Annotated in this window: 23 protein-coding genes and 1 pseudogene; 13 read left to right on the top strand and 11 right to left on the bottom strand. The window is 56.7% G+C overall.

The genetic code is table 11. The features are described 5' to 3' along the window. On the top strand, positions 1-96 hold a 96-nt coding region (locus BVK86_RS30080; protein ID WP_139315762.1), incomplete at its 5' end, for an integrase core domain-containing protein. Positions 97-131: 35 nt separating this feature from the next. Here BVK86_RS30080 and BVK86_RS04660 read toward each other — a convergent pair. Together BVK86_RS04660 and BVK86_RS04655 are read right to left on the bottom strand one after the other, a co-directional pair. Next, positions 132-413: pseudogene (locus tag BVK86_RS04660) on the bottom strand (hydroxyisourate hydrolase); the annotation flags it as partial. Between the two features lie 9 nt (positions 414-422). Beyond that, positions 423-926: a GlcG/HbpS family heme-binding protein gene (locus tag BVK86_RS04655; RefSeq protein WP_075945328.1), complete on the bottom strand. Its 504-nt coding sequence runs from the start codon at positions 924-926 to the stop codon at positions 423-425. A 146-nt stretch (positions 927-1,072) separates the two neighbouring features. Here BVK86_RS04655 and BVK86_RS04650 point away from each other — a divergent pair, with 146 nt between their 5' ends. Further along, the gene (locus BVK86_RS04650; RefSeq protein WP_075945304.1) at positions 1,073-1,744 is read left to right on the top strand and encodes a heavy metal response regulator transcription factor; all 672 of its coding nucleotides are present in this window, start codon (positions 1,073-1,075) and stop codon (positions 1,742-1,744) included. Next, positions 1,741-3,102 carry a heavy metal sensor histidine kinase gene (locus BVK86_RS04645; RefSeq protein ID WP_075945303.1) on the top strand — a complete coding sequence of 454 codons (1,362 nt, stop codon included), beginning with the start codon at positions 1,741-1,743 and terminating at the stop codon, positions 3,100-3,102. The genes BVK86_RS04650 and BVK86_RS04645 overlap by 4 nt, the downstream gene beginning before the upstream one ends. Positions 3,103-3,149: 47 nt before the next feature. On the opposite strand, the gene BVK86_RS04640 is transcribed toward BVK86_RS04645, so the two are convergent. The 3 genes from BVK86_RS04640 to folE are packed head-to-tail and all read right to left on the bottom strand — an operon-like array spanning position 3,150 to position 5,593. Continuing rightward, a complete protein-coding gene (locus BVK86_RS04640) occupies positions 3,150-4,688 on the bottom strand; it encodes a cryptochrome/photolyase family protein (protein WP_075945302.1) in 1,539 nt (512 codons plus the stop codon). A gap of 25 nt (positions 4,689-4,713) precedes the next feature. After that, positions 4,714-5,019, bottom strand: coding sequence for a DUF6482 family protein (locus tag BVK86_RS04635; RefSeq protein ID WP_075945301.1), 306 nt, complete (start codon positions 5,017-5,019; stop codon positions 4,714-4,716). 13 nt (positions 5,020-5,032) lie between these two features. Beyond that, complete coding sequence (folE, locus tag BVK86_RS04630) at positions 5,033-5,593, bottom strand: GTP cyclohydrolase I FolE (protein ID WP_075945300.1); 561 nt, start codon at positions 5,591-5,593, stop codon at positions 5,033-5,035. A gap of 382 nt (positions 5,594-5,975) precedes the next feature. On the opposite strand from folE, the gene BVK86_RS04625 reads away from it, so the two are divergent. From BVK86_RS04625 to BVK86_RS04600, 6 genes are all read left to right on the top strand, one after another. Beyond that, complete coding sequence (locus BVK86_RS04625) at positions 5,976-6,527, top strand: chalcone isomerase family protein (RefSeq protein WP_083659299.1); 552 nt, start codon at positions 5,976-5,978, stop codon at positions 6,525-6,527. A 19-nt stretch (positions 6,528-6,546) separates the two neighbouring features. Then, on the top strand, positions 6,547-7,071 hold the full coding sequence (locus BVK86_RS04620; protein ID WP_075945299.1) for a DUF3833 domain-containing protein: 525 nt from the start codon (positions 6,547-6,549) through the stop codon (positions 7,069-7,071). Positions 7,072-7,170: 99 nt separating this feature from the next. Beyond that, a complete protein-coding gene (locus BVK86_RS04615) occupies positions 7,171-7,395 on the top strand; it encodes a hypothetical protein (RefSeq protein WP_139315750.1) in 225 nt (74 codons plus the stop codon). 370 nt (positions 7,396-7,765) lie between these two features. Further along, positions 7,766-8,719 carry a TAXI family TRAP transporter solute-binding subunit gene (locus BVK86_RS04610; protein WP_075945297.1) on the top strand — a complete coding sequence of 318 codons (954 nt, stop codon included), beginning with the start codon at positions 7,766-7,768 and terminating at the stop codon, positions 8,717-8,719. Between the two features lie 82 nt (positions 8,720-8,801). Then, the gene (locus BVK86_RS04605) at positions 8,802-10,829 is read left to right on the top strand and encodes a TRAP transporter permease (RefSeq protein ID WP_075945296.1); all 2,028 of its coding nucleotides are present in this window, start codon (positions 8,802-8,804) and stop codon (positions 10,827-10,829) included. After that, on the top strand, positions 10,826-11,224 hold the full coding sequence (locus BVK86_RS04600; protein WP_075945295.1) for a DUF1850 domain-containing protein: 399 nt from the start codon (positions 10,826-10,828) through the stop codon (positions 11,222-11,224). The genes BVK86_RS04605 and BVK86_RS04600 overlap by 4 nt, the downstream gene beginning before the upstream one ends. A 71-nt stretch (positions 11,225-11,295) precedes the next feature. On the opposite strand, the gene dctM is transcribed toward BVK86_RS04600, so the two are convergent. The 5 genes from dctM to BVK86_RS04575 form a co-directional block, all read right to left on the bottom strand. Next, the gene (dctM, locus tag BVK86_RS04595; RefSeq protein ID WP_075945294.1) at positions 11,296-12,579 is read right to left on the bottom strand and encodes a C4-dicarboxylate TRAP transporter large permease protein DctM; all 1,284 of its coding nucleotides are present in this window, start codon (positions 12,577-12,579) and stop codon (positions 11,296-11,298) included. Next, positions 12,576-13,208 (bottom strand): TRAP transporter small permease, encoded by a 633-nt coding sequence (locus BVK86_RS04590; protein ID WP_075945293.1) that lies wholly within the window; start codon positions 13,206-13,208, stop codon positions 12,576-12,578. The genes dctM and BVK86_RS04590 overlap by 4 nt, the downstream gene beginning before the upstream one ends. Positions 13,209-13,275: 67 nt before the next feature. Next, complete coding sequence (locus BVK86_RS04585; protein ID WP_075945292.1) at positions 13,276-14,271, bottom strand: TRAP transporter substrate-binding protein; 996 nt, start codon at positions 14,269-14,271, stop codon at positions 13,276-13,278. Positions 14,272-14,721: 450 nt separating this feature from the next. Then, positions 14,722-15,990 (bottom strand): OmpP1/FadL family transporter, encoded by a 1,269-nt coding sequence (locus tag BVK86_RS04580; protein ID WP_075945291.1) that lies wholly within the window; start codon positions 15,988-15,990, stop codon positions 14,722-14,724. Positions 15,991-16,062: 72 nt separating this feature from the next. Continuing rightward, entirely contained in the window at positions 16,063-17,721 is a 1,659-nt protein-coding gene (locus BVK86_RS04575; RefSeq protein ID WP_075945290.1) for an arylsulfatase, read from the bottom strand. A gap of 420 nt (positions 17,722-18,141) precedes the next feature. Between BVK86_RS04575 and BVK86_RS04570 the strand changes: the two genes are divergently transcribed. Then, positions 18,142-19,596: a TrkH family potassium uptake protein gene (locus tag BVK86_RS04570; RefSeq protein ID WP_075945326.1), complete on the top strand. Its 1,455-nt coding sequence runs from the start codon at positions 18,142-18,144 to the stop codon at positions 19,594-19,596. Positions 19,597-19,698: 102 nt separating this feature from the next. On the opposite strand, the gene BVK86_RS04565 is transcribed toward BVK86_RS04570, so the two are convergent. Then, positions 19,699-20,628: a LysR family transcriptional regulator gene (locus tag BVK86_RS04565; protein WP_075945289.1), complete on the bottom strand. Its 930-nt coding sequence runs from the start codon at positions 20,626-20,628 to the stop codon at positions 19,699-19,701. Positions 20,629-20,762: 134 nt separating this feature from the next. Here BVK86_RS04565 and BVK86_RS04560 point away from each other — a divergent pair, with 134 nt between their 5' ends. The 3 genes from BVK86_RS04560 to BVK86_RS04550 all read left to right on the top strand — a co-directional run bounded on the left by BVK86_RS04560 (position 20,763) and on the right by BVK86_RS04550 (position 24,401). Continuing rightward, positions 20,763-22,088, top strand: coding sequence for an MFS transporter (locus BVK86_RS04560; protein WP_075945288.1), 1,326 nt, complete (start codon positions 20,763-20,765; stop codon positions 22,086-22,088). Between the two features lie 51 nt (positions 22,089-22,139). Beyond that, on the top strand, positions 22,140-22,889 hold the full coding sequence (locus BVK86_RS04555; RefSeq protein WP_075945287.1) for a creatininase family protein: 750 nt from the start codon (positions 22,140-22,142) through the stop codon (positions 22,887-22,889). Between the two features lie 93 nt (positions 22,890-22,982). Beyond that, positions 22,983-24,401, top strand: a complete 1,419-nt coding sequence (locus BVK86_RS04550; RefSeq protein ID WP_075945286.1) for an aldehyde dehydrogenase family protein — start codon at positions 22,983-22,985, stop codon at positions 24,399-24,401. Positions 24,402-24,419 lie beyond the last annotated feature (18 nt).

Below are 24,419 nucleotides of genomic sequence, written 5' to 3'. Positions count from 1 at the left end.
ATGGTGCGAGAGGCCGTCACGATCTACAACCAAGAGCGGCCGCACCTCTCTTTAAAATACAAAACGCCCGATGCGGTGCATCGGGCGTTAGGGTGAAACAGGTGTAAACCTATTTCAGGACTAGACACAGTGAACCATTCGCCGGTTTTGAACGTTACCCGGTAAATGCCTTTCTCCAATGACTTTCCATCCGGATAGAACTCAGGGATCCGGCCTTGATCGTTGGTTGACGCAGTGTTGAGCATATCCCAGTTCTGGCCATTCTTTTTCTCCAGGGTCACCTTGACTGCCGGGGAAGGTAGCCCGTCCTGTAGATTCAATACATGTACGCTCAGGGGATTTGCCGCAGCTGATGCCAGCGAGGAGAGAGCGCTCAATACGGCGCCTGCGAAAAACAATTTCATTACTTTCATGATCGTCTCTTAATGAGTGGCAGTTAAAATTTTTGAAATGGCTGTCAAAGCACAGCCTTCGTCGAATGCTGCTCCTCCAGCACCGGCGACACCGATTGCACCGATAACCTCTCCCTCGACCAACAACGGCACGCCGCCGCCGAGCAGTAACAACTCAGGCACAGTGTTCAGGTTTTCGGCATCGGCAGTACTGCGAGCACGTTCTGCCAGCAGCCTCGTTGGTGTCTTGGTCGACAGCGCCGTAAAGGCTTTGCGCTGCGCTGCCAACGTGTTGTGCGGGCCGACGTTGTCGTCGCGTTGTACGGCGACCAGATTACCGCCACGGTCGACGACAGCGACAACGCCTGATCTGCCCTCCAAATGGCAGGCTGCCAATGAGGCACTGGCCAGGTTATTCGCCAACGCCAGCGTAATATCCTTGCGCTGCGCAACTTGATTATCGGGTGCCGCAACTGCAAACGTAGAGCTCACCGCCAATGTGATCAGCAATGAGGTTGATCCGGTTGAACGCATGCCTTTCCCCTGGTTGAGCGTGACTGAAAAATCGTCAGGCATAATGAGCCGCTCATCCCGACAGGATGATTGCCCCCGGATTACCAATTTGTAATGTGAGAGGGCGGCATATCGGCTTAGCCTATGCGCCTGTTCTGGAGGAAAAGATGCGTATCCTGATCGTTGAAGATGAAGCGAAAACTGCCGATTACCTGCACAAAGCCTTGAGTGAGTCCGGGTATGCAGTGGACGTCGCTTTGAATGGTCTGGATGGCCAGCACTTGGTGCAAGAAAGTGAATACGACTTGATCATTCTCGACGTAATGCTCCCCGGCTTGGACGGCTGGCAATTACTTCAGATCATCCGGCGCAAGTGGCAAACGCCTGTGTTGTTCCTCACTGCACGTGACTCCATCGACGACCGGGTCAAAGGATTGGAACTGGGAGCAGATGATTATCTGGTCAAGCCTTTCTCCTACGCCGAGCTGCTGGCGCGCGTGCGTACGTTGTTGCGCAGGGGGCCGCCTCGCGAGGTTGAACAGTTTCTTGTTGCCGATCTGAGTCTGGATTTATTAGGGCGTAAGGTCACTCGCAACGGCCAGCGTCTTACCCTGACCAACAAGGAATTCGCGCTACTGCATCTATTGCTCAGTCGAGAAGGAGAGGTGCTATCACGCGCGCTTATTGCCTCCCAGGTGTGGCAAATGAATTTCGACAGCGACACCAACGTTGTTGACGTCGCCATCCGCCGGCTGCGGGCAAAGGTGGACGATCCTTACCCGCTCAAGCTGATCCATACTGTTCGCGGTATTGGCTACCTGCTTGAGGTGCAATCTTGAAACTCGTGCCGAGCGCCTTGAGTGTTCGCCTTGCCGTCATGTTTGCCTTGGTCAGCATGCTACTGATGGGCTCTATCGGGTTTTATCTTTATCAATCGTTACAGCGAGAGATAGCCTGGCGCGATGACCAGGCTTTGCTTGGACGGTTACAACGCATGCAAGCGTTGATCAACGACAGCGACAGCATCGAAACGCTGCGCGGCCGGCCAAAGCTTTATGAAAACATGCTGGGAAATCGTGACAACCTGTTATGGATTGTCGATGACGCGGACAAGGTGTTAATCGAAATCAACCCTGCCCAGTTGGTCTTGCCCAAGTTGCAGGCTACCCCAACGGCGCAACTGGGTGACGGCAACTACGCTGAGCCCGTCCGTCTGGCCTGGCTGACGGTCGTCAATGGAGACCGCCATCTCACCCTGATTGCCGCCAAGTTGCTGATTGAGCGCGAGCAGATGCTCAGCGTCTACCGATTCAAGCTTTGGCTAGCCTTGTCCGTCGGTGCTCTACTCGCCTTTGCGCTCGGCTGGTGGGTCAGTCAACGTGGCTTGCGACCGGTGCGCCAACTGGCTGTGCGAGCCGCTGGAATTGATGTTCAGCATCTGCATCTGCGGTTGGATGACTTCAATGAGCTGAGCGAGCTCCAGGTTCTCAGCAAAGCCCTCAACCAGATGTTGGCGCGACTTGAAGACGGGTTCGCTCAACTCTCCCGTTTCTCGGAAGATCTCGCTCATGAGATGCGTACGCCATTGAGCAACCTGATGGGCCATACCCAGCATATGCTCAGACATGGCCGCACTGTTGATGAGTATCAGAACCTGCTGGTCTCCAATCAGGAAGAATATGAGCGTCTGGCACGAATGATTGACAGCATGTTGTTTCTTGCGCGTACCGAGCAGTCACATATCTCGATCAAACCTGAGCGGGTGGATCTACCCGAACTCAGTGCGCAGTTGTGCGAGTATTTCGAAGGCGTCGCGCAAGAGCGAGATATCCAGCTCATTGATCAAACCAACGGTGAGTTGGTGGCAGATCCGATCTTGATCCGTCGAGCATTGGCTAACGTGCTTGCCAATGCGCTGCGCCATGCGACGCCCGGTACTGCCGTAATCATCACCAGCGAGCGTCGGGAAAACATGCTCGAACTCAGCGTGCACAACCACGGTGATCCGATTGCTCCGGAGCATCTGCCACGCCTGTTTGAACGCTTTTACAGGTGTGACCCATCACGGAATCAACCAGACGATTCCGGCGGCCTGGGCCTGGCAATCGTTCGGTCGATTATGCAAGTGCATGGCGGGCGCGTGAGTGTTGATAGCTCTGAAAGCGGGACAAGCTTTTGCCTGGCGTTTCCCCTGTAAAACCAGTGGTCGACTTTCAGGTCCAGCGGCAGCCATTGGGTGACGTTTCAAAACGACTCCCCGGCATCCAGTTTGGCGAGCAGTTGCTCGCCCCGTTCCCAAAGTGCTTGTTGCTTGAGTTCAGTCATGCGGTCGAGGTTTTTGTAGACCATGCCCATGCGCTGATTGCTGCGCAACAGGTCGCTGTGACGCATCAGGAAATGCCAGTAAAGCGCATTGAAAGGGCAGGCATCGTCCGTCGTGCTTTCACTGACGTTGTACGCGCAGTTACGGCAGTAATCCGACATGCGCTTTATGTACTGGCCACTGGCGCAGTACGGCTTGGAACCCAGGTAACCGCCATCGGCGTGCATGACCATGCCCAAGGTATTGGGCAGCTCAACCCAGTCGAACGCGTCCATGTAGATCGCCAGGTACCAGTCGCAAATCTGCTTTGGCGCAATGCCGGCCAGCAGCGCAAAGTTGCCGGTCACCATCAGCCGCTGAATATGGTGGGCATAGGCATGTTTCAGAGTTTGACCGATCGCCTGGCCCATGCAGTTCATTTTAGTGTCGCCCGTCCAGTAGAAATCCGGAAGCGGCCGGCTGTTGCCAAACAGATTGCCGTCGGCGTAGTCGGGCATTTTCAGCCAGTAGACGCCCCTTACATATTCACGCCAGCCGATGAGTTGACGGATAAAGCCTTCCGCGGCGTTCAGAGGTATTTGGTGCGCCCAGTACGCCGCCTCGACGTCGCTGCACACCTGACGCAGATCCAGCAGGCCAATATTCAGCGCGGCGCTGATGCGCGCATGAAACAGGAAGGGCTCGTCACTGGCCATTGCATCTTGATAGTCGCCGAAGGCCGCCAGACCCCAATCGAGGAAGTAGTCCCACAAGGCTTGGGCATCAGCGTGGGTCACCGGGTAGTCAAAGGTGTCGAGAGCCCCGTAGTGGCCGGAGAAGTTATTTGCCACCAGTGCCAGCACATCCTGGGTGATGGCATCGGCCGAAAAGCGCAGGGGAGAGGGCGCTCTGATGCCTTTGGGCAGGGCTTTGCGGTTCTCGGCATCAAAGTTCCAGGCGCCGCCGACCGGGCTGCCATCACCATTGAGCAGCAAACCGCTTTTACGCCGCATCTCGCGGTAGAAGAACTCCATGCGCAGCTGCTTTTTGCCTTCGGCCCAGGACGAAAATTCGGCGCGGGTGCAAAGAAAACGGCTATCGCCATGCCACTGTATTGGTAAGCCACAGTCCTTGAACGACTGCTCCAGACGCCAGTCACCGCACTCGGTCAGGTGCAATTCCTGGGGTTGCAGCAGTGACTGCAAACGCCGTAACTCGCCGGGTAACGATCCGCTGTTGTGCGGGTCATTGAGGGTGACGTAGTGCACGCGCAGACCGCGCTGCCTCAGCGCCTCGGCAAAATGGCGCATCGCGCTGAAAATCAGTGCGATTTTTTGCGGGTGATGGGGCACATGGCTGGCTTCTTCAATCACCTCCGCCAGCAGCACCGTATCGTGCTCGGGGTCCAGCCCCTGCAATGAGGCCAGGTCGAAGGACAGTTGGTCGCCCAGAACCAGGCACAGTCGGCGAACTTTGCTCATTTAACGGTCCCCGGCCAACTGTGACTCACCAGGGCGCTGCCAGCGAGAAAGGAATGCGCATTGGCTCGACGGGCCCGTCACGTGAGCCGCACATTTCATCGTGAACGCAATGCTGTACAAGTACGCAGGGGAATGGAGGGACAAGCTGCAATAATTCGCGCAGGTGATTGACGGAGCGAAGGTGCAAAGGCTTCGCTGTGTCATCCAGCAAGGTGAACTGGCCGTGATCGAACCTTACTCGCGCCAGATAAAAACCGCCTTCCAGCGAAAGCAACTCCAACTCTCGTACTTCACCCTTCGTAGCTCGTTCACTCAACGTTTGCAGGTTCAAGATGTACTCCTTGCTAGCCGAGTCGGCCTATCAGTTGCAAGAACTCGTGACGCGTAGCGGGCGACTCGCGAAAGGCGCCCAGCATCACAGATGTGGTCATCACCGAGTTTTGCTTTTCCACGCCTCGCATCATCATGCACATGTGCTTAGCCTCAATGACCACAGCCACGCCGGCGGCATCGGTGATGAGTTGAATGGTCTCGGCAATTTGTTTTGTGAGGTTTTCCTGGATCTGTAAACGGCGGGCGAAGATATCGACCACGCGTGCGACCTTCGACAAGCCCAGGACCCTACCGGTGGGGATGTACGCGACATGAGCTTTGCCGGTGAACGGTAGTAGGTGGTGCTCACACAATGAATACAGCTCGATATCGCGCACGATGACCATTTCATCATTGAGCGATTCGAACAGTGCGCCGTTGATGACTTCCTCCAGGCTCATGGTGTAGCCGTTGCACAGGTATTGCATCGCCTTGGCAGCACGCTCGGGCGTGTCGCGCAATCCTTCTCGCTCAGGGTTCTCGCCTACGCCGACAAGAATGTCACGGTAATGCTCGGCTAATGATCGATTCATTTGTGGTCCTCGCAGCCATGCTGCGCTTTATGTGACGGCCATCCCTGACAGTAGGGGCTTATCTGCTGTGTCAGTGGCTAACTGTTTTCTTGTACATTTGTGGTTGTCGTGTATAGGTTTTGTATAAGATAGGCCTAAAAAAACGAGCTGACAATGTGCGTCATGTTGGCGCGGTGACAACCACGCGCCAATGCCAATGGCAGCTGGAGAGCCGCGTCAGCGAAGCCGGAATCGCGCTGAGTCGCTGGGCACGTGCGTTGTTCGGGCATGTCGTCGGTGTCCGTTTTTTTCAGGGTCAGTCGAATTTGAGACGAAAACTATACAAATCCAATATTTGGTATAACTTTTAAAGGCGTTCATTGAGTCTTATCGAGGCCTTCGCATGACCAGGCAGCCGGACCGCTTGATCCGTCGCGTTATCTGTTTCGTTCTGATGCTCCAGAGCGCAGAACTGTTTGCTGATTGGCGCGAGGCTTTACCCGATGCTCGTCTGTTGGGGCGCGGGGACATGCGCATCTTTGGTTTTTCTATCTACAGCGCGCAATTCTGGAGCCCGCGTCTGATTGCCGGTCAACCGCCGGGTGCGGATGTGCCTTTTGCCCTGGAACTGACCTACCGGCGCGCTGTAAGTCGCGATGATCTGGTCGAGGCCAGCATCAAGGAAATTCGTCGTCTTTCACCCAACACGCTGACTTCAGAGTTGTTGAATCGCTGGGAGTGGGAAATGCAGCAGGCGTTTGTCGATGTGCGTGAAGGTGATCGCATCACCGGAGTCTATAAACCTGGAGAGGGCGCACGTTTTTACGTCGGCGAGAAACTGCAACATGTCGTGAAGGATGCTGCGTTCGCCAAGGCTTTCTTTGCGATCTGGCTAGACCCGCGAACACGCAACCCGGAGCTGCGCGCCCAATTGCTGGGTGCAGAAAAACCCTGAAACCGTTGAGGAAGAGCCCATGTCGAAGCTTTGTATGTTGCTGTTATGCATTGCCCTTGCGAGTTGCAGCCGGGTGGATGTGCATACCTACAGCCAGGAAACGCCCACGCTTGAGTTGCGCGAATTCTTCGAGGGGCGGGTCGAAGCCTGGGGTATGTTTCAAAAGCGTTCAGGCGAGGTCACCAAGCGCTTCCATGTGGTAATCAATGGCCACTCCGAGGGCAGCAGGCTGATCCTCGACGAATCGTTTACCTACAGCGATGGTACCAAGCAAAAACGGGTGTGGACGCTAACCCCTGATGGCCCTGGCCAATGGCGCGGAACCGCTGGCGACGTGGTGGGCGAGGCGCGGGGTGAGATGGCGGGAAATACACTGCGCTGGAAATACGTGCTGAGCCTTCCGGTGGATGGCACGGTGTACGAGGTTCACTTGGACGACTGGATGTACCTGATGGACAAGAACACCATGATCAATCGATCGTTCATGACTAAATTCGGAGTGGAGGTCGGTCAGATCACCTTGTTTTTCCGCAAGCAGCCTTGAGGCAAAGGGACTGCTGTGCGGCCATCCGGTGCAATGCCGGCATCAAACATCGCTGATCGAGCAAAAACGGCCTTCACTGATCTGCCGGCGGATTCACCCTTGTTCGATCAAGCCGAGATTGTGGTCTCCAATGGCTGGATGAAAAGTGCTTCGGCGTTTGAAGCGAACAAACCGGTCACCCGGGAAGAGTGGGTTGAAGCCGCCAGGGTTCTGGTTGCTCAAGGTCGGGTTAAAACGGTGATGCCTGAAACGCACAAGGGCACGACAGTACGCCGTGATGAAGTGGCCGAACTGATCGCCCGAGCTTATGCGCTGGGCCACTGAATGGGTTCGAAAGCCCTGGATCAGATTGAGATGTTTGTGCTCTCCAGGCTGTCGGCCACGGCCTTTGGATTGGACACCATCACAACGTGTGAGCCACCCGATCTGGCTGGGGTTCCGTCAAGGCGTGACCCCTTGTCCCACAGAAAACAGAAGGCACATATCTTGGTTTTGCTAACAATCACATTATCGATAGCTAGCAAAAGAGGGCTTTTGAACCATGATCGCCACTTCCAGTCGCGCTGTGATCTGTACGCCCCATGCCGATGCCAGCGCCGCTGGTATGCGCATTGGAGGATTCCCACTCAAGGCATTGGTTTCGACTACAGTAGAAAGACTCTGCATAAAGCCATAACAAGACGGAGAGTTTTTCATGCGAGTAATCAAACGCTTTAGCCTCTTTGCGGCCACCGCTGCATTGACAGTCTCATGCGCAGCTAACGCCGCACCTGTGTTCATAAACATCCTGACAGGTGGTACTAGCGGGGTCTATTACCCCATTGGGGTTGGGCTGTCACAGATATACAGCGATGGCATTCCAGGGGCGAAGACGTCTGTCCAGGCGACCAAAGCCTCAGTGGAAAATCTCAACCTTTTACAAGCCGGTCGTGGGGAGCTCGCTCTGGCACTGGGGGACTCTGTCGCTGATGCAAAAAATGGCGTGGAGGATGCCGGATTTAAGGCCCCACTGACTAAGTTGCGAGCCATTGCAGGTGCTTATCCGAATTACATTCAAATTGTTGCGAACAAAGAGTCCGGCATCAAAACCCTGGCGGATCTGAAAGGGAAAACCATCTCCGTCGGCGCCCCGAAATCCGGTACCGAGCTGAACGCGCGTGCGATCTTCAAAGCGGCGGGATTGACGTACGAAGACATGAGCAAAGTTCAATACCTGCCCTTTGCGGAGTCGGTCGAACTGATCAAGAACCGCCAGTTAGACGCCACGCTTCAGTCTTCGGGTTTAGGAATGGCGGCCATCCGCGACCTTTCCTCAACCATGCCATTGAACTATGTCTCCATCCCTCCTGATGTGGTTTCGAAAATCGGCAATGCTGCGTATCAGCCTGCACAAATTCCAGCCAATACCTATGACGGACAGCCCGAATCGGTGCCTACGGTGGCGATCACCAATATCTTGGTGACACGCGAGGACATTTCGGATGACCTTGCCTACCAGATGACCAAGCTGATGTTCGAGAACCTCACCCGTTTAGGCAACTCTCACTCAGCCGCCAAGGACATCAAGTTGCAAAACGCTGCCAGGAATTTGCCCATTCCACTTCACCCCGGCGCCGAGCGCTACTACAAGGAAGCTGGAGCGCTGTAATCCTGAAATGCGCCACGGGGATGGTCGCTAGCGCGATAGAGCGGTTCGTACCCCTTCAATGTAGTTTTGAGGCAGGTACCCAATGAGCGAAGATCATCAAGGCATCGCCGCCAACCCACGCGACTGGCCAAAGACGCTGTTCTACGTGGCGTTGTTGTTTTCAGTTTTCCAGATTGTCACCGCTGCGTTTGCGCCGGTTTCCAGCCAGGTGCTGCGTGCGGTGCACGTTGGTTTCCTGCTATGGGTGGTGTTTCTGAGTTACCCGGCGTATGGCAGAGCTCGTCCGTGGCAGCCGTTGGCCTGGATATTGAGCCTCGCCGGGATTACCACTGCCTTGTATCAATGGTTCTTCGAGGCGGATTTGATCCAGCGTTCAGGTGACCTGACATCTGCAGACATGGTGGTTGGGCTGGTATTGATCGCATTGGTGTTTGAGGCGGCTCGACGGGTGATGGGTATCGCATTGCCTGTCATCTGTGGACTGTTTTTGGCATACGGTCTATTGGGTGAATACCTGCCAGGCGACCTGGCACATCGAGGCTACGGATTCGATCAAATCGTCAACCAGTTGTCATTCGGCACCGAAGGTCTCTACGGGACACCCACCTACGTTTCCGCTACCTATATTTTCCTGTTTATTTTGTTCGGTTCCTTTCTCGAACAGGCGGGCATGATCAAATTGTTCACTGACTTCGCGATGGGACTGTTTGGCCACAAACTCGGTGGGCCGGCAAAAGTATCGGTCGCGTCATCGGCTTTGATGGGGACGATCACAGGCTCAGGCATTGCCAACGTTGTCACGACCGGACAGTTCACGATTCCATTGATGAAGCGCTTTGGCTACAAGGCAGCATTTGCGGGCGGCGTAGAGGCGACTTCGAGCATGGGCAGCCAGCTGATGCCACCTGTGATGGGGGCTGTGGCCTTCATTATGGCGGAAACAATTAATGTCCCGTTTTTCGAGATCGCCAAAGCTGCGTTAATTCCAGCCATCCTGTATTTCGGTTCGGTGTTCTGGATGGTTCACCTTGAGGCAAAACGCTCCGACCTTAAAGGGTTACCCAAAGACCAATGTCCCAGTGCATGGGGTGCGGTAAAGGAAAGCTGGTATTTGCTGATTCCGCTTTTTGTCTTGGTCCACCTGCTGTTTTCCGGCCGCACGCCGTTGTTCTCCGGAATGGTGGGTCTGGCGCTGACAGCCATCGTTATTCTCGGTTCGGCAATCATTCTTCGGGTGTCCAGTTTCGCGTTGCGATGTGCGTTCTGGATCGCTCTTGGCGTCCTCTGCGTGGGTTTTTTCCAGCTGGGTATCGGTGTGATCTTTGCGGTGATCGCCTCGTTAGTGGTCAGCTGCTGGTTCATTCAGGGAGGCCGGGAAACCCTGAGTATTTGCCTGCATGCCCTGGTCGAAGGTGCTCGTCATGCTGTGCCGGTCGGTATTGCTTGCGCGCTGGTGGGGATCATCATCGGCGTAGTGTCATTGACGGGCATAGCCTCGACCTTCGCCGGCTACATACTGGCCATCGGCAGGGATAACTTGTTGTTGTCACTGATATTGACGATGGTTACCTGCCTGGTGCTGGGTATGGGTATCCCGACGATTCCCAACTACATCATCACCAGTTCGATTGCAGCACCCGCACTGTTGGAGTTGGGTGTACCGCTGATCGTGTCGCACATGTTCGTTTTCTATTTCGGAATTCTTGCAGACCTTACTCCACCGGTTGCCTTGGCTTGCTTTGCCGCAGCGCCCATCGCCAAGGAAACAGGATTCAGGATCAGTCTGTGGGCGGTTCGTATTGCTCTGGCCGGCTTTGTCATTCCGTTCATGGCGGTCTACAACCCTGCGCTGATGATGCAAGGCGACAATTTGTGGATGACTGCCTATATGTTGGTCAAGACGATGTTGGCCGTTGGCCTTTGGGGAATGGCGTCCACAGGTTATCTGCAACAGAAGATGCCGGTTTGGGAGCGTTTATTGTGTTTCGCGGCGGGCGCCTTGTTGGTCGTTGCGCTGCCGTTGACCGACGAAATCGGATTTGTGCTGGGTGTGTTGCTGATACTTCAGCATGTCTGGCGGTCTCGCCGTGTCGGACTGGCCAGAGCATGATCGGCTTGTGCCTGGGTCTGGCGGGCGTCGCCTGGGCCCAACTCCCGATCTCAAGCTTTACACTGGCTTGGAATCACACAATCGAAAAAATTCGTTGGGAAGAAGACTACCGTGTCTCGCTACAGGGACTTGTGCTCACCGAGGCCAGGGTCAAGGGAAACGGCGCAGGCATGGAAATTCCCCCGGAGGCCAGGTTGGAAAAAGGCAGTTGGCACTATCAACGTCAGCTGCCGCCCTTGCAGCCTCTGAGTCTGGGACGCTCCCCGCAAGCAGGTGACTACCAGTTATGCTTCGATCAGCAATGTCATGAGATGGACGAGTGGCTGGGGCCACCCGCCAGCAATCCGTCCTCCGTGGAGCTATGGAGTTGCTGGACGGACTCAGGGCAACATTAAGTGGCCAGTGTCACAAACGAGAAGGCCCTGTCCGGATACTGACGAACGTCCAGCACCCGGACAGGCAGGCATCAACTCATGCCCAGCCAGTTAGGCAAAGCCAGGGAGATCCAGGGCACGTAGGTAATCAGGATCAGGAACAGCAGCAGGATCATTAGCCAGGGCATGGCGGCTCTGATGGTTGCAGGCAGCGTCATGCCCGTCACAGCAGAGGTCACGAACAGGTTCAGACCCACGGGCGGCGTGATCAGGCCGATTTCCAGGTTCACCACCATAATGATGCCCAGGTGAATCGGGTCGATACCCAGCTTCATGGCGATGGGGAAGAGGATCGGTGCCAGGATCAGGATGATGGCCGAAGGTTCCATAAAGGCCCCGGCGATCAACAGCACAATGTTCACCACCAGCAGGAACGTCACTGGTGTCAGCCCCGCTTCAATCACCCACGCGGTGATCTGTTGTGGTAGCTGCTCAGTGGTCAAGACGTGCGCGAAGAGCATGGCGTTGGCAATGATGAACATCAGCATGATGCTCAGCTTGGCCGAGTCCAGCAGGACTTTTGGTGTTTCGCGGAACGTCAGGTCTTTGTAGACGAACAAGGCGATGAAGGCCGAGTAAACGGCCGCCACTGCCGCAGCTTCGGTTGGGGTAAACATCCCGGAGTAGATACCTCCCAGGATGATGAACATCAACAGTAGACCCCAGATCGCCTTGCGTGCCGTGCCAAGCCATTCACGGAACGTCGCGCGCGGCATGGCGGGCAGATTTTTCTTAACGGCGACGATGTAGATCGCCACCATCAACGCCAGCCCCAGCAGCAGGCCCGGTATCACGCCCGCCATGAACAGCTTGCCGACAGAGGTTTCGGTCGCGGCCGCGTAGACCACCATGACGATCGAGGGTGGTATCAGGATGCCCAAGGTCCCCGCGTTACAGACGATCCCCGCGCCAAAGGCCTGCGGATAACCGGAGCGGACCATGCCGGCAATGGCAATTGAACCCACTGCGGCGACCGTGGCCGGGCTCGATCCGGAAAGAGCAGCGAACAACATGCACGCCAACACGGCAGCGATGGCCAGACCACCACGGATATGGCCGACGCAGGCATTGGCAAAGTCAATCAGCCTCCGAGCCACACCACCGGTGGTCATGAAGGCCCCCGCGAGGAGAAAGAACGGGATGGCCAGCAGCGTGTAGTGCTCCGACGTCTCGAACAGTTTGATTGCCAGTGAGCGCACGGAGTCCGGGCTGAAAAAAACGATGGTCAGTGAGCCTGCCAACCCCAGGGAGATGGCAATGGGAACGCCGATGAACATCAGCACGAACAGTGATACAAACAGGAAGGCAATGGTCATGACTTGTCATCCTCGTGTTCGGTCAGTTTCATCGCATCGGCGGCTTCATCGGCCAGGCCCAGGCCGGTCTGCCGGTTCTGCAGGATACGCACGAGAATTTCAGCAAACCGGATGAACACCAGGGCGAACCCTACGGGGACGATCAACCCTATGTGCCATTGCATGATCCCGTACTGGCCCAAGTCTTCGGCGCCTATTTGGGCCTCCATCAGGGTCTGGATCCAGCCAAAACTGGCAATGCTGAGCAATCCGGCATAAGTCAGGCAGAAAAGACAGGCAATGATACCAATAAGCCGTTGCACCGGTTTGCTGGCCAGATTGACCAGCGCGTCAACGCCGATATGGCCCGCTGTGCGCACGCCATATGACAATCCGAAAAAAATCAGCCAGCCAAACAGGGCTTTGGTCAGTGAGGTGCTCCAGGTCATGGCCTGCGCCATTCCCATGACCCCGTCGCCGATGGCGAACAGCGATTCGCTGGCGCCTTGCCAGCTCTCGGCGAGGCTGTAGAACAGGGTGTAGAGGTTGTTGAGGACAACGTAGACGAATGTTACCAACGTCATGGCCGCCAGAAGGAAGACAATGAAGCCTTCCTCGAAGTGTTCCCAGATGCGCCGAAGAGCATTCATGGATGGCATCTCCTGTAGCAGACGACAGGCAGGTGCTGTCAGGGCGGCAACGCCTGCCGACGACCGATCATTGAGCCTGGTTGGCGGCTTCAGCGGCAGTGATCAGCTCGGCGCCGATATCGCCTTCGAATTTTTTCCACACCGGTTTCATCGCAACACGCCATTGATCGCGTTGTTCAGGTGTCAGGATGATAATTTCGGTGGTTTTGGCCGCGATGATGCTCTGCTTGGCATCCTGGTTCAGTTTCTCTGCCTCTTTGTTCACATGAGCGGTGACTTCGACGAGGATCTTGTCCAGCTCGCTGCGAAGCTCCGGCGACAAACCGTTCCAGAACTTGGTGTTAGTGATCAGCATGTAGTCCAGTACGCCGTGGTTGGATTCGGTGATGTACTTCTGTACCTCATGCATTTTCTGGCTGTAGATGTTCGAGTAAGGATTCTCCGCGCCATTGACGACCCCGGTCTGCAATCCCTGATAAACCTCGGCGAAGCTCATCTTGCGCGGATTGGCGCGTATGACCTTGAACTGTTCCTCGAGCACGGCAGAGGCCTGCACCCGGAACTTCAGGCCACGGGCATCACCCGGCACACGCAGCGCTTTGTTCGCGGACAGTTGTTTCATCCCGTTGTGCCAATAAGCCAGCCCTGTGATGTTTTTATCTTCCATGGACTTGAGCAGTCCCTGGCCCTGCGGGCTCAGTTGGAAGCGGTCAACAGCGGTGATGTCATCAAACAGGAAAGGCAGGTCGAACAGTTGAACGGTCTTGGTGTAGTGCTCGAACTTGGCCAGCGACGGTGCAATCATCTGTACGTCCCCGAGCAATAAGGCCTCCATCTCCTTGCCATCGCCAAACAACGAGGAGTTCGGGTAGACCTCGACCTTGACCTTGCCGGGCAAGCGTTCTTCCACCAGCTTCTTGAATAACAGGGCACCCTGGCCCTTGGGTGTCTGCTCTGCAACGACGTGGGAGAACTTTATAACGACCGGATCAGCAGCCATGACCATGTTCATGGTGCCAAGGGCAAGGGCACAGGCAACTGCTTTCCACATAGGTTTGAACATTGGGGGGATTCCTCTTGTTTTAGTTTTCGTACAGTTCCACGCTCTGAAAAGCATGTGCATGTCGGACAAGAGCAAGTCTAGGCAGAAAACTGGAATTTGGAGGGAGATGGCTGAATGTAGTTAGAAATCCTGTATGTAATAAGGTATTCCCTTGGAAACAACCTTTAACAATTGCTGTTTGTGACGATTGCGATAAGGGTTAGCGGTTTTGACCCAGGCTACCGGAAATCAATGATCTCGGCCGGACCGCAGTCAGACCAACTGCGACGGCACCGGAGCGAGCCTGCTAGCTGAGTGAGCGGGTGCAACAAAGCTCAACTACGAATAAGCGCCCAGAGACCAGCGTTCAATTTGTCAGTTGCAGTCTTGGAAGTCTTGCCAACGAGCAAGTTTCGGGACGGGTTCATAGTGATGAATGCTCGATCGACAGATTTTTTCCTGGGTAACGCCTCAGAATCGCCAGGTCATGTTGCCGGTCAGGGCTTGAATCCAGGCATTGTCGAACTCACCGGAGAGTTGATTGCCCGAGATTTCCTTGGTCTGGTCCACCGGCATGTCGCCGAGCCAGACCATGGCCCAGCTGACGTTGATGTCGGTGTCATTGTTCAGCGCGTAGGTAGCGCCAGTGGCGATGCGCCAGGATTCGCCCATGGGCACGATCACGCTGCGTTTGCTATCGGAGACGGCGCTGCTGTCGTAAGCCACGCCGACATTCCATAGCCATTGTTCGGTGGCCTGGTACTGCGCGCCAAGGGACAGGTGCCACGTGTCCTTGAACCCGGCGTCGACCGACTTCGACTGCGCGCCAAATGCCGTGGTGTCGACCTGTACGCCGATCTCGCCGAACTCTGACCAGTCCTGCCAGTTAGCCGAGGCCAGCAGGGCCCATTGCCGGTCCAGTTGCTGGAACAGGCTCAGGGTTACGGTCTGCGGAACCGTCGTGTCGAGTTTGGTGTTGGTATCGTTGATGCGTTCCAGCAGCCGGCCGTCGCCTTTGACATCCAGGCGGTCCTCGAAGTCCAGGTCGACTTTACTGGTGTAAGCCAGGCCGATACGCGTGCCGGGTTGCGGCGCATAGATCACGCCGACGTTGGCGCCATAACCCCAGGCGCCGTCCTCGTACTTGTACTGACCATCAGTACGATCGGTGAAACCCAAGGGGGAGCGGTCGATGGCGGTTTGCGCCTGCAGCATGCCGTACATGGCCTTGATACCGACGCCCACCGACCATTGTTCGTTGAAGCGATACGCCACACTGGGCACCAGGGACAAACCCAGCAGGCTGGAGTTTTGTGCGAAGTAGCGCCCGGACCAATCGTTGTCATAGTTGACCGCCAGACCGAAATCACCGTACTGGCCGAAGCCGACGCTCCAGTGGTCGTCCAGTTCATGGCTGATGAAGAAACTGCCACCGGGAATCGGATCGAGCGCGTTGCCACTGCCGCTGCCGGCAGAGTTTGTGCCGGCGTCGCGATCGAAGCTCAAGTCGCCATACAACACCTGCAAGCCACCGGTGATTTGTGTGCCTGGCAGGTAACTCATGCCCGCCGGGTTGCTGGCGATGGTCGATGGACCCTGCGCGCGAGCGGCGGCACCCGCGTTGGCCAGGCCAGCATTATCGGTGCCGACTTCGTAAAGCATAATGCCCCCGGCCCAGGCTTGCTGGCAGCACAGCGCAAGGAGTGTAACGGATGGCAAGGCAGCGGTTCTGATTGGCATGGTTGACCTCGGTACTGTCCACTGTCCGAAATGGCGACCCCCTGATGAGGCCGCCATGTTTCGCCTGTCTGATCAGTTGCCGGCTGGCATCGGCAGGTTGATCCCTTCTTTTTTCAGGACGTCACGCACGTACTGGAATTTCTGGTATTGCGACAGTTCGATCGGCCCGTCGTAACCCATGCTTTGCAGTTTGCGGGGTGGGTAATCGACGTAGGTTTTCATCAACTTGATGATCGCCCCCGTGATCGGCACCATCGTCCATGTGCGTTCGGTGAAGTTGTTCATGAACAGGTCATAGCGCTCTTGCGGGTCTTGCCACAAGTCGAAGACCTGCGGCACGGTGGCGACATACTTTTCGGCGCCTTTCCATCCCAAATTGGAGTCCACGGCCAAACCACCGGTTTGCGCGCCGTCATCACCGCGCAGGTTGAACACCGCCTTGTAGTTACCGACACGGGCCGCGCCTGGTGACAGTTCGTTCTCGGTAAAGTAGAACCACTCTTTGCGCGGTGAAGGGCCACTGCCGGTGAGTACGGGCGTCATGTCGTAACTGTCGAAGATGATCGGCTGTCCTTCGCGATCTTTTTCCGGCAACTTCACGCCCGCCACGGAAGCGAACGTTGCCATCAGGTCCAGACCACCGAGCATTTCGTGGTTTTTGCTGTCGGGCTTGATCTTGTCTGGCCAGACGGCAATCGCCGGTACCCGGTTGCCGCCTTCACGCACCGTGCCTTTGGTGCCGCGGAACGGCGTGTAACCAGCATCCGGATAAACATCCTGCCAGGCCCCGTTGTCGGTGGTGTAGACCACCAGGGTGTTCTTATCCAGGCCGAGTGCCTTGAGCTTGTCGATGATGCGGCCAATGTGGGTGTCCAGTTCGACCACGGAGTCGGCGTATTTGGACTTGGACATGGACTTGTGAACGAACTCCGGTGCCGGCATGTTGGGCTGGTGCACTTTCATGAAGTTGACGTTGATGAAAAACGGCTTGTCCGACTTGGCCGCGGTGTCGAGAAACTCCAGGGCGGCTTTTTCGACGTAGTTATCAAAGAACGGAATGCCCACCACGCCGGGTTTGCCGTCTACGACAGGGGTGTCCACGTACTGGCCGTTGACCTTGAATTCTTCGACCGGTTTCTCCCCCGCCTTGCCAGACAAGGCGCCCTTGGTGACCCGTTGGAACATCTCACGGGTTTCCGGATCCATGTCCGGGAACCAGGTCGGGTCTGCGTAGGTGTAGGCATTGAGGTGATACAGCCCGACGTATTTCATCACGTCGTAACCCTGCGCATTGGGCAGCGCATAATCGGCTTCGCCCAAGTGCCATTTGCCGGTGAAGTAGGTGTCATAGCCGCCGGTTTTCAGCACCGATGCCAGTGTCCACTCGGCGGCTGGCAAACCACCGCCCTGGCCCTGGAAGGCCACGGTGGTCATGCCGCTGCGATTGGGGATACGCCCGGTTTGCATAGCCGCCCGACCCGGAGTGCAGCTGGGCTGGGCATAAAAAGAGTAGAAAGTGACCCCTTCTGCCGCCAGTTGATCGATGCTGGGCGTGGGCATGCCCCGACCGACCCCTCCGCCGTAGGGGCCCAGGTCGCCATAGCCGGTATCGTCGGAGACGATAAACAGGATATTGGTCTTTTCCGTTTGTGCCGCATGGGCCAGTCCACTCAATGACAAAAGCGCAGCGAAGACTATTGAGCGTTTGAAACGATCCGATAGCTGTTCCATACCAGGATTCCTCGTTGTTGCTGGGTGCTGGCAACAGGGTGATGTGTGCACATCAAATTGACCCTTGGTGCATTGACCACCGAGTAATTAGCCTAGGTACTGCGTACAGAATCATTTCCCCCTGATACATGACCGTGCACGGATTAAGGCGCAGGGAAGAGTCTAGTGCGGTTTTTTCAAATGAACGGGCGATTGCGGTGTTTTAGTGGTTGATGTAACGCCAGGATTACAAGCTGGATTAACACCACAATGAACACGCTAAACATAATCGCCACCTATAACGCGACTCAACCACGTATGACGCTGGCTACTTCACGCCTTCCAGGCAGTGGGTTGCCTGTAAAAATTTTACGAAAAATTTACGGGGTCTTCAGCGTTGGTATCCAATACTGCGCGGTGCTAATTTGGAACGCTTTTGTCATGTCCCTCGCAGCCATTCGGCTTATCGGCTTCATCCTCGGCATTTTCCTGATCACGCTGGCTACCAGCATGGCTATTCCCATGATCACGCTGGTGGTTTATGAACGTAGCGACGATCTGTCAGCCTTTCTCTGGTCGAGTCTGATTACCTTCATCTGTGGCCTCCTGTTGATCGTGCGGGGACGCCCGGATACTGGCCAGCTTCGTCCCAGGGACATGTACCTGCTGACTACCGCAAGCTGGATAGTCGTGTGCACTTTCGCAGCGTTGCCAATGGTGTTCATCAGCGATATCAGCTACACCGACGCATTCTTTGAAACGATGTCCGGCATCACAACTACTGGCTCGACTGTAATCACCGGTCTGGATAGCGCCTCCCCCGGCTTATTGATATGGCGCTCCATGCTGCACTGGCTGGGTGGTATCGGCTTCATCGGCATGGCTGTGGCAATCCTTCCACTGTTGCGAGTCGGCGGCATGCGTCTGTTCCAGACAGAGTCCTCAGACTGGTCAGAGAAAGTGACGCCGCGCTCCCATGTGGCAGCCAAGTACATTCTTTTGCTTTATCTGGGACTTACCGGGGTTGGCGCTCTGGCGCTCTGGCTCGCTGGAATGACGCCATTTGAAGCGGTCAACCACGCAATGTCGTTGATCTCTACTGGCGGATTCTCCACTTCGGACGCCTCGCTTGGGCATTGGACGCAGCCAGCGATTCACTGGATAGCGGTGGTCATCATGATTCTGGGTAGCCTGCCCTTTACCTTATACGTCGCAACATTGCGCGGCCATCGGCGTGCGCTGCTGAAGGATCACCAGGTACGCGGATTCCTTGGATTCCTGATTGTCACCTGGCTGGCTGTGGGTACATGGCTGTGCTTTCACAGCGACTACGTTTGGTGGGATGCCTTTCGCATTGTGGCGGTCAACGTGACCTCCGTCGTCACGACCACAGGAGTTGCAGTGGGTGATTACACACTATGGGGTAGTTTTGCCGTTCTGTTGTTCTTCTATCTGACGTTTGTCGGCGGATGCTCAGGCTCCACGGCTGGCGGACTGAAAATCTTCCGCTTCCAAGTTGCTGCAGCCCTACTCGTGAGTAGTTTGAAGCAGTTGATCCATCCTCGAGCCGTGATTCAGAAGAAGTACAACGGTCACCCCATTGACGAAGAGATCTTGCGCTCGCTTTTGACCTTCTCGTTTTTCTTCACCATCACGATTGCCGCCATCGCTTTGGGCCTGGCTCTCATTGGGCTTGACTGGACAACCGCGTTGAGCGGTGCCGCCACAGCGGTGTGCAACGTCGGGCCGGGGCTTGGCACCATCATTGGGCCGGCTGGTAATTTCTCATCATTACCGGATGCCGCCAAATGGCTGCTCACCGTGGGAATGCTCCTGGGAAGGCTGGAAATCCTCACGGTGCTGGTACTCGTGACGCCGGTTTTCTGGAGATATTGACCCGGCCAAACGAGGACGAGCAAGGGCGGTTGATGCCTTGTTGCCCATTACGTGTCGCAGGGTGGCGAACACGGTTCGGTGATCTCTGCCACATCGCGCTCCTCATGGGTGATCAGCATTGCCGTAAGCGAACATCGGCAAGCGCTGCAGCATCCAGTTCAGCAGTTCTTGAGCAGGTGCCGCCAGTGGGCGTCCGGATTTCACCAACAATTTCGCCTCGACCCCCTGGAACAATGGATGGTCGATGGCCACGGCCGCGAGGCTGCCCTGTGCGATTTCCCGATAGGCCGCCACCTCGCCCAGCAGCGAAGCAAACTCGCCGGATGCAACAAGGCGCTTGAGGGCGGCCAACGAGTTGCTGACCAGGGCCGGACGGACCTCTATCTTTTCGGCGTACTCGAGCATTTTCAGCGCATGACCGATACCGAAAGTGGTGGGCGTCAGCACCAGTTGGCAGTCGAGCAAATCGGCGACAGTTGCCATTGTCCCTTTCAGGGCCAAGGGATGGTCCGGGCGAACCAACAGCATCACGGGTTGGCGGGACGTCGCTCGATAATCGATGTGAGGGTGGGGAGGAGGGTTGTAAGCCAGGCCGATATGCGCGCGGTTTTCCGCGATTTCGTTGAGGACGTCGTCAACGGGCAGGATGTCCAGCCTGATATCGAGCTTGGGATACTGTTTGCAGAACGGCGCGAGTACGTGGTCGACCAATGTATCGACGTAGCCCTCGCTGATGACGACCCGCACGTGTCCCAACTGTAGACCCTTGATCGCCTGGAGCTGGTCTTCAAGCTTTTCCTGGTGCGATCGATAGCCTCGCCAGAATTCCAGCAGGTGCGCGGCTGCTTCGGTGGGCTGAACGCCACGGGCCAGGCGTTCAAACAGCCGGGTGCCGAGTTCTTCCTCCAGCAGTTTGATCTGACGCGTGATCACTGACGGGGAGGTGTTGATGCTGTCCGCTGCGCCACGGATCGATCCGTGGGTCAGCACCTCATGAAAATACCGCAAGCGTTGCTGGTTGATTTCGCGCATGGAGGGTGTCCTTCGAGATTCTGCGTTGCTCACAGGGCAACGGTATACGAACATAGTTGCTCTTGCTGCTGTTTATGCCGTCGGCGCAACATCTTTGGACACGTCAGACCCAACAAGAAAAACTGGAGACTCGCATGTCGACCATCGTGACGCCCGTAGACAGTGCCGCCCTCGCAACGTTGTACCGCAAACTCAATTGGCGCCTGTTACCACTGCTGTTCGTTTGCTACGTCTTTGCGTATCTGGATCGCATCAACGTCGGCTTTGCCAAACTGCAGATGCAAAACGACCTCGGGCTGTCGGACGCCGCTTATGGTGTCGGCGCAGGTGTGTTTTTTCTGGGGTATGTGCTGTTCGAGATACCCAGCAACCTGATGCTGCCTCGAGTGGGGGCGCGAAAAACCTTCAGTCGCATTCTGGTGTTATGGGGCATCACATCGGCCTGCATGCTGTTCGTGCGCGACGTGCCAACGTTCTACGCCATGCGCTTTCTGCTCGGCGTTTTTGAAGCCGGTTTTGCACCGGGGATGATCTATTACCTGTCGTGCTGGTACGGCCCCAAGCGGATGGCCCGGGCCATTGCCGTCGTGTTCATCGCAGGTCCGGCGGGCGGAATAATCGGCGGTCCGCTCTCGGCCTGGCTGATTTCCACGTTTGAAGGCATCGGTGGCCTGGCGGGGTGGCAGTGGATGTTCCTGATCGAAGGGTTGCCTTGCGTGTTGCTCGGAGCGTTTGCTTATTTTTACCTTTGCAACCATCCCGCCGAGGCGCGCTGGCTGAGCGTCGAGGAAAAGCAAATGCTGCAGCGTGAACTGGGCGTTTCTGCGGCAGGGGCTCACTCGTTCAGAGCCGTGCTGCGCGATCGCAGAATCTACATCCTGGCGTGCGCCTACTTCTGCATCATATTTTCGATCTACGCCATGAGCTTCTGGCTCCCGGCGATCCTTAAAGCGCAAGGCATCCACGACATGATGCAGCTGGGGTGGTGCGCCGCGATTCCGTACGTGGCAGCGGCAGCCGGCATGTACTGGATCGGCCGCCGCTCCGACCGTTTCGGCGAGCGCCGCTACCACTGCGCGGTCCCGGCAGGCGTCGGGGCAATACTGATACTTTTGTATCCTGTTGCCGATGGGAACCTGGTGTTATCAATGGTTCTACTGACGCTGGCAATCGCCATGATGTTCATGGCCTACACGGTCTTGTGGGCAATGCCCTCGGAACTCATCAAGGGCGAAGCGGCAGCGGGCGGCATCGCGCTGATCAACACCATCGGTCTGTCCGGCGGCTTCTGGGGCCCGGCAGTGATCGGTTGGGCAAAGACATCAACGACAAGCATGAACCCTGGCATCGTCGCTGTCGGCTGCGTGTTTCTGTGCGCCGCGTTCGTGATCATCGCGAGCAAACCGCTGGCGCACCGCGAGCGGGTCTTGAATGCACCGCAGACTGATCGGGCGCTTTGAACTTCACACCCACCATGTTCCGCAAGGAACCTTTCCAAAGAGAGAACGCAGATGCTTTTACATCTATCGACCTGGGCCGAAATCGCAAAATTTCTCGAGCGCAGCCGCACCGTAGTCATCCCGATCGGTTCCAACGAGCAGCATGGGCCTACTGGATTGTTGGGCACGGACTGGATGTGCCCCGAAATCATCGCCCATCAGGCGCAGGCGTCAGCGGACATTCTGATTGCCCCGACCTTTAACATCGGCATGGCCCAGCATCATTTGGGTTTCCCGGGAACGATCTCGCTCAGGCCTTCGACATTCATAGCCGCCATCGGTGACTGGACGCGTTCGCTGGCTGCCCACGGCTTTGAAAAAATCTTTTTTCTCAATGGTCATGGCGGCAATATCGCGTCGATCGAAGCGGCGTTTTCGGAACTTTACGCCGAGGCGAGCTTTGCACGTCGTCCGGCGGGTTTTGCCTTGAAGCTGTGCAACTGGTGGGATCTGGAAGGTGTCAATGACCTGGCGAAAGACCAGTTCCCGACAGGACACGGCATTCATGCAACGCCTTCGGAAATTGCCGTGACCCAGTGGGCCTATCCGCACGCCATCAAATCGGCTGACTACTCACCACAGATCGCCAATTGGGGGCCGATTCGAGAGGCTGCCGATTTCCGCGCCCGTCATCCGGATGGCCGTATGGGATCGGACCCGGCGCAAGCGTCCCCGGAAAAAGGCCGGCAACTGGTGATGATGGCAGCACAAGGCCTGGTGAAGGAAGTGCAAGCCTTCAGCCGCGAGCCGATGCCAGGCTGAACCGCGCACGTGTCATTCGACCTGGCCAACGCCTGGGCATAACGGGCGTTGGTGCTCATCGCGGGTAAACCGCACTCGATCAGGTACGCCACGATGTGGAAGATCAATCATAGTTACATTGATGGAGCATTCCTTCCCGTTCAGGGGAATGAAACGGTGCAATGCATCAACCCGGCGACCGAGGCGGTCATCGGTACGCTCACCTTGGGCAACCGTGAAGATGCCAGGCGCGCCATCGCGGCGGCTTCGCGTGCTCAAGTCGCGATGGGCCGCACGTCCAAGGCCGAGCGTATCGAGATGCTTGAGCAGTTGCAGGCTGCCGTACTGGCGAGCACGGATGAGATTCGCGAGACCGCCATCGAGGAGTACGGTGCGCCGTTCGCTCGAGCGCAATGGGTCAGTCGCTACGCCTCGCAGTCATTTGCCAATGCGGCGCAGGTGTTGAAAAACTACGACCTGACTCGCTCGGTCGGCGACGCTACCGTGGTGATGGAGCCGGTCGGCGTAGCGGCGTTGATTGCCCCCTGGAACAGCACCGCCGGGACGATATGCAGCAAACTGGCATCGGCCATTGCAGCCGGCTGTGCCTCGGTCATCAAACCGAGCGAGTTGAGTCCCTTGCAAACCGATGTGCTGGCCCAGGCGTTGCATCGCGCCGATTTGCCCAAAGGGGTTTTCAACATTCTATTGGGGCGAGGCGGTGATGTCGGTGACGAACTCAGCACCAGCCCACACATTGCGAAAATTTCCTTCACGGGGTCCACCGCCACCGGGAAACTCATTGCTCGCGCCGGTATCGAGACCATGAAGCGAGTGAGCCTGGCGCTCACGGGGAAGTCGGCCTCTATCGTTCTTGAGGACGCCGATCTCGACACCGCCATTCCCCTGGCATTGAATGCTGCCTTCATGAACAACGGACAGGCGTGTGTCGCCGGCACGCGCCTGCTGGCGCCGCGCAAGCACGTCGAAGACATCATCGACCGTGTTAAAAGCCTGGTCGAAGCGATGGTCGTCGGCGATCCGCGCGATCCCGCCACCGTTATCGGGCCTCTGGTCAATCGGGCCCAATTCGACCGCGTGCAAGGTTTCATCCGCCGCGGGCAGGCGCAAGGCGCGACGCTGATTACCGGCGGGGAGGGAAGACCGTTCGGCCTGGACAAGGGCTATTTCGTCAGGCCCACAGTCTTTGCCGACGTCAGCAGTGACATGGACATTGCGCGAGAGGAGATTTTCGGCCCGGTGTTGTCGATCATTGCGTATGACTCGCAAGAACAGGCGATCGATATTGCCAACGACACGCTCTACGGCTTGCAGGCCTATGTGTTTTCCCGGCAACCGGAACGTGCCCGAAGCCTGGCGTCCCGGCTGCAGGCCGGCTCGGTGTTGATCAACAGAATCGCGCCAGAGCTGCTTGCGCCGTTCGGCGGGGTCAAGCAGTCCGGTGTCGGCCGGGAGTTCGGTGTCTTTGGGCTGGAAGCGTTTCTTGAGGCCAAAAGTATCGTGGCGGATTAGCCCCGGGTTGTGCGGGAA

Source organism: Pseudomonas reinekei (assembly GCF_001945365.1).
In the GTDB taxonomy this organism is placed as follows: Bacteria; Pseudomonadota; Gammaproteobacteria; order Pseudomonadales; family Pseudomonadaceae; genus Aquipseudomonas; species Aquipseudomonas reinekei.
Note: the sequence above shows the minus strand (reverse complement) of the source record. Positions and strands in the feature narration are given on the sequence as shown.

What these genes read in the sequence shown, in the direction of transcription:
- BVK86_RS04655 (WP_075945328.1), bottom strand. Translation starts at nt 926, where the DNA reads ATGCGTTCAACCGGATCAACCTCATTGCTGATCACATTGGCGGTGAGC.
- BVK86_RS04650 (WP_075945304.1), top strand. Translation starts at nt 1,073, where the DNA reads ATGCGTATCCTGATCGTTGAAGATGAAGCGAAAACTGCCGATTACCTG.
- BVK86_RS04640 (WP_075945302.1), bottom strand. Translation starts at nt 4,688, where the DNA reads ATGAGCAAAGTTCGCCGACTGTGCCTGGTTCTGGGCGACCAACTGTCC.
- folE (WP_075945300.1), bottom strand. Translation starts at nt 5,593, where the DNA reads ATGAATCGATCATTAGCCGAGCATTACCGTGACATTCTTGTCGGCGTA.
- BVK86_RS04625 (WP_083659299.1), top strand. Translation starts at nt 5,976, where the DNA reads ATGACCAGGCAGCCGGACCGCTTGATCCGTCGCGTTATCTGTTTCGTT.
- BVK86_RS04620 (WP_075945299.1), top strand. Translation starts at nt 6,547, where the DNA reads ATGTCGAAGCTTTGTATGTTGCTGTTATGCATTGCCCTTGCGAGTTGC.
- BVK86_RS04610 (WP_075945297.1), top strand. Translation starts at nt 7,766, where the DNA reads ATGCGAGTAATCAAACGCTTTAGCCTCTTTGCGGCCACCGCTGCATTG.
- BVK86_RS04605 (WP_075945296.1), top strand. Translation starts at nt 8,802, where the DNA reads ATGAGCGAAGATCATCAAGGCATCGCCGCCAACCCACGCGACTGGCCA.
- BVK86_RS04600 (WP_075945295.1), top strand. Translation starts at nt 10,826, where the DNA reads ATGATCGGCTTGTGCCTGGGTCTGGCGGGCGTCGCCTGGGCCCAACTC.
- dctM (WP_075945294.1), bottom strand. Translation starts at nt 12,579, where the DNA reads ATGACCATTGCCTTCCTGTTTGTATCACTGTTCGTGCTGATGTTCATC.
- BVK86_RS04590 (WP_075945293.1), bottom strand. Translation starts at nt 13,208, where the DNA reads ATGAATGCTCTTCGGCGCATCTGGGAACACTTCGAGGAAGGCTTCATT.
- BVK86_RS04585 (WP_075945292.1), bottom strand. Translation starts at nt 14,271, where the DNA reads ATGTTCAAACCTATGTGGAAAGCAGTTGCCTGTGCCCTTGCCCTTGGC.
- BVK86_RS04580 (WP_075945291.1), bottom strand. Translation starts at nt 15,990, where the DNA reads ATGCCAATCAGAACCGCTGCCTTGCCATCCGTTACACTCCTTGCGCTG.
- BVK86_RS04575 (WP_075945290.1), bottom strand. Translation starts at nt 17,721, where the DNA reads ATGGAACAGCTATCGGATCGTTTCAAACGCTCAATAGTCTTCGCTGCG.
- BVK86_RS04570 (WP_075945326.1), top strand. Translation starts at nt 18,142, where the DNA reads ATGTCCCTCGCAGCCATTCGGCTTATCGGCTTCATCCTCGGCATTTTC.
- BVK86_RS04565 (WP_075945289.1), bottom strand. Translation starts at nt 20,628, where the DNA reads ATGCGCGAAATCAACCAGCAACGCTTGCGGTATTTTCATGAGGTGCTG.
- BVK86_RS04560 (WP_075945288.1), top strand. Translation starts at nt 20,763, where the DNA reads ATGTCGACCATCGTGACGCCCGTAGACAGTGCCGCCCTCGCAACGTTG.
- BVK86_RS04555 (WP_075945287.1), top strand. Translation starts at nt 22,140, where the DNA reads ATGCTTTTACATCTATCGACCTGGGCCGAAATCGCAAAATTTCTCGAG.
- BVK86_RS04550 (WP_075945286.1), top strand. Translation starts at nt 22,983, where the DNA reads ATGTGGAAGATCAATCATAGTTACATTGATGGAGCATTCCTTCCCGTT.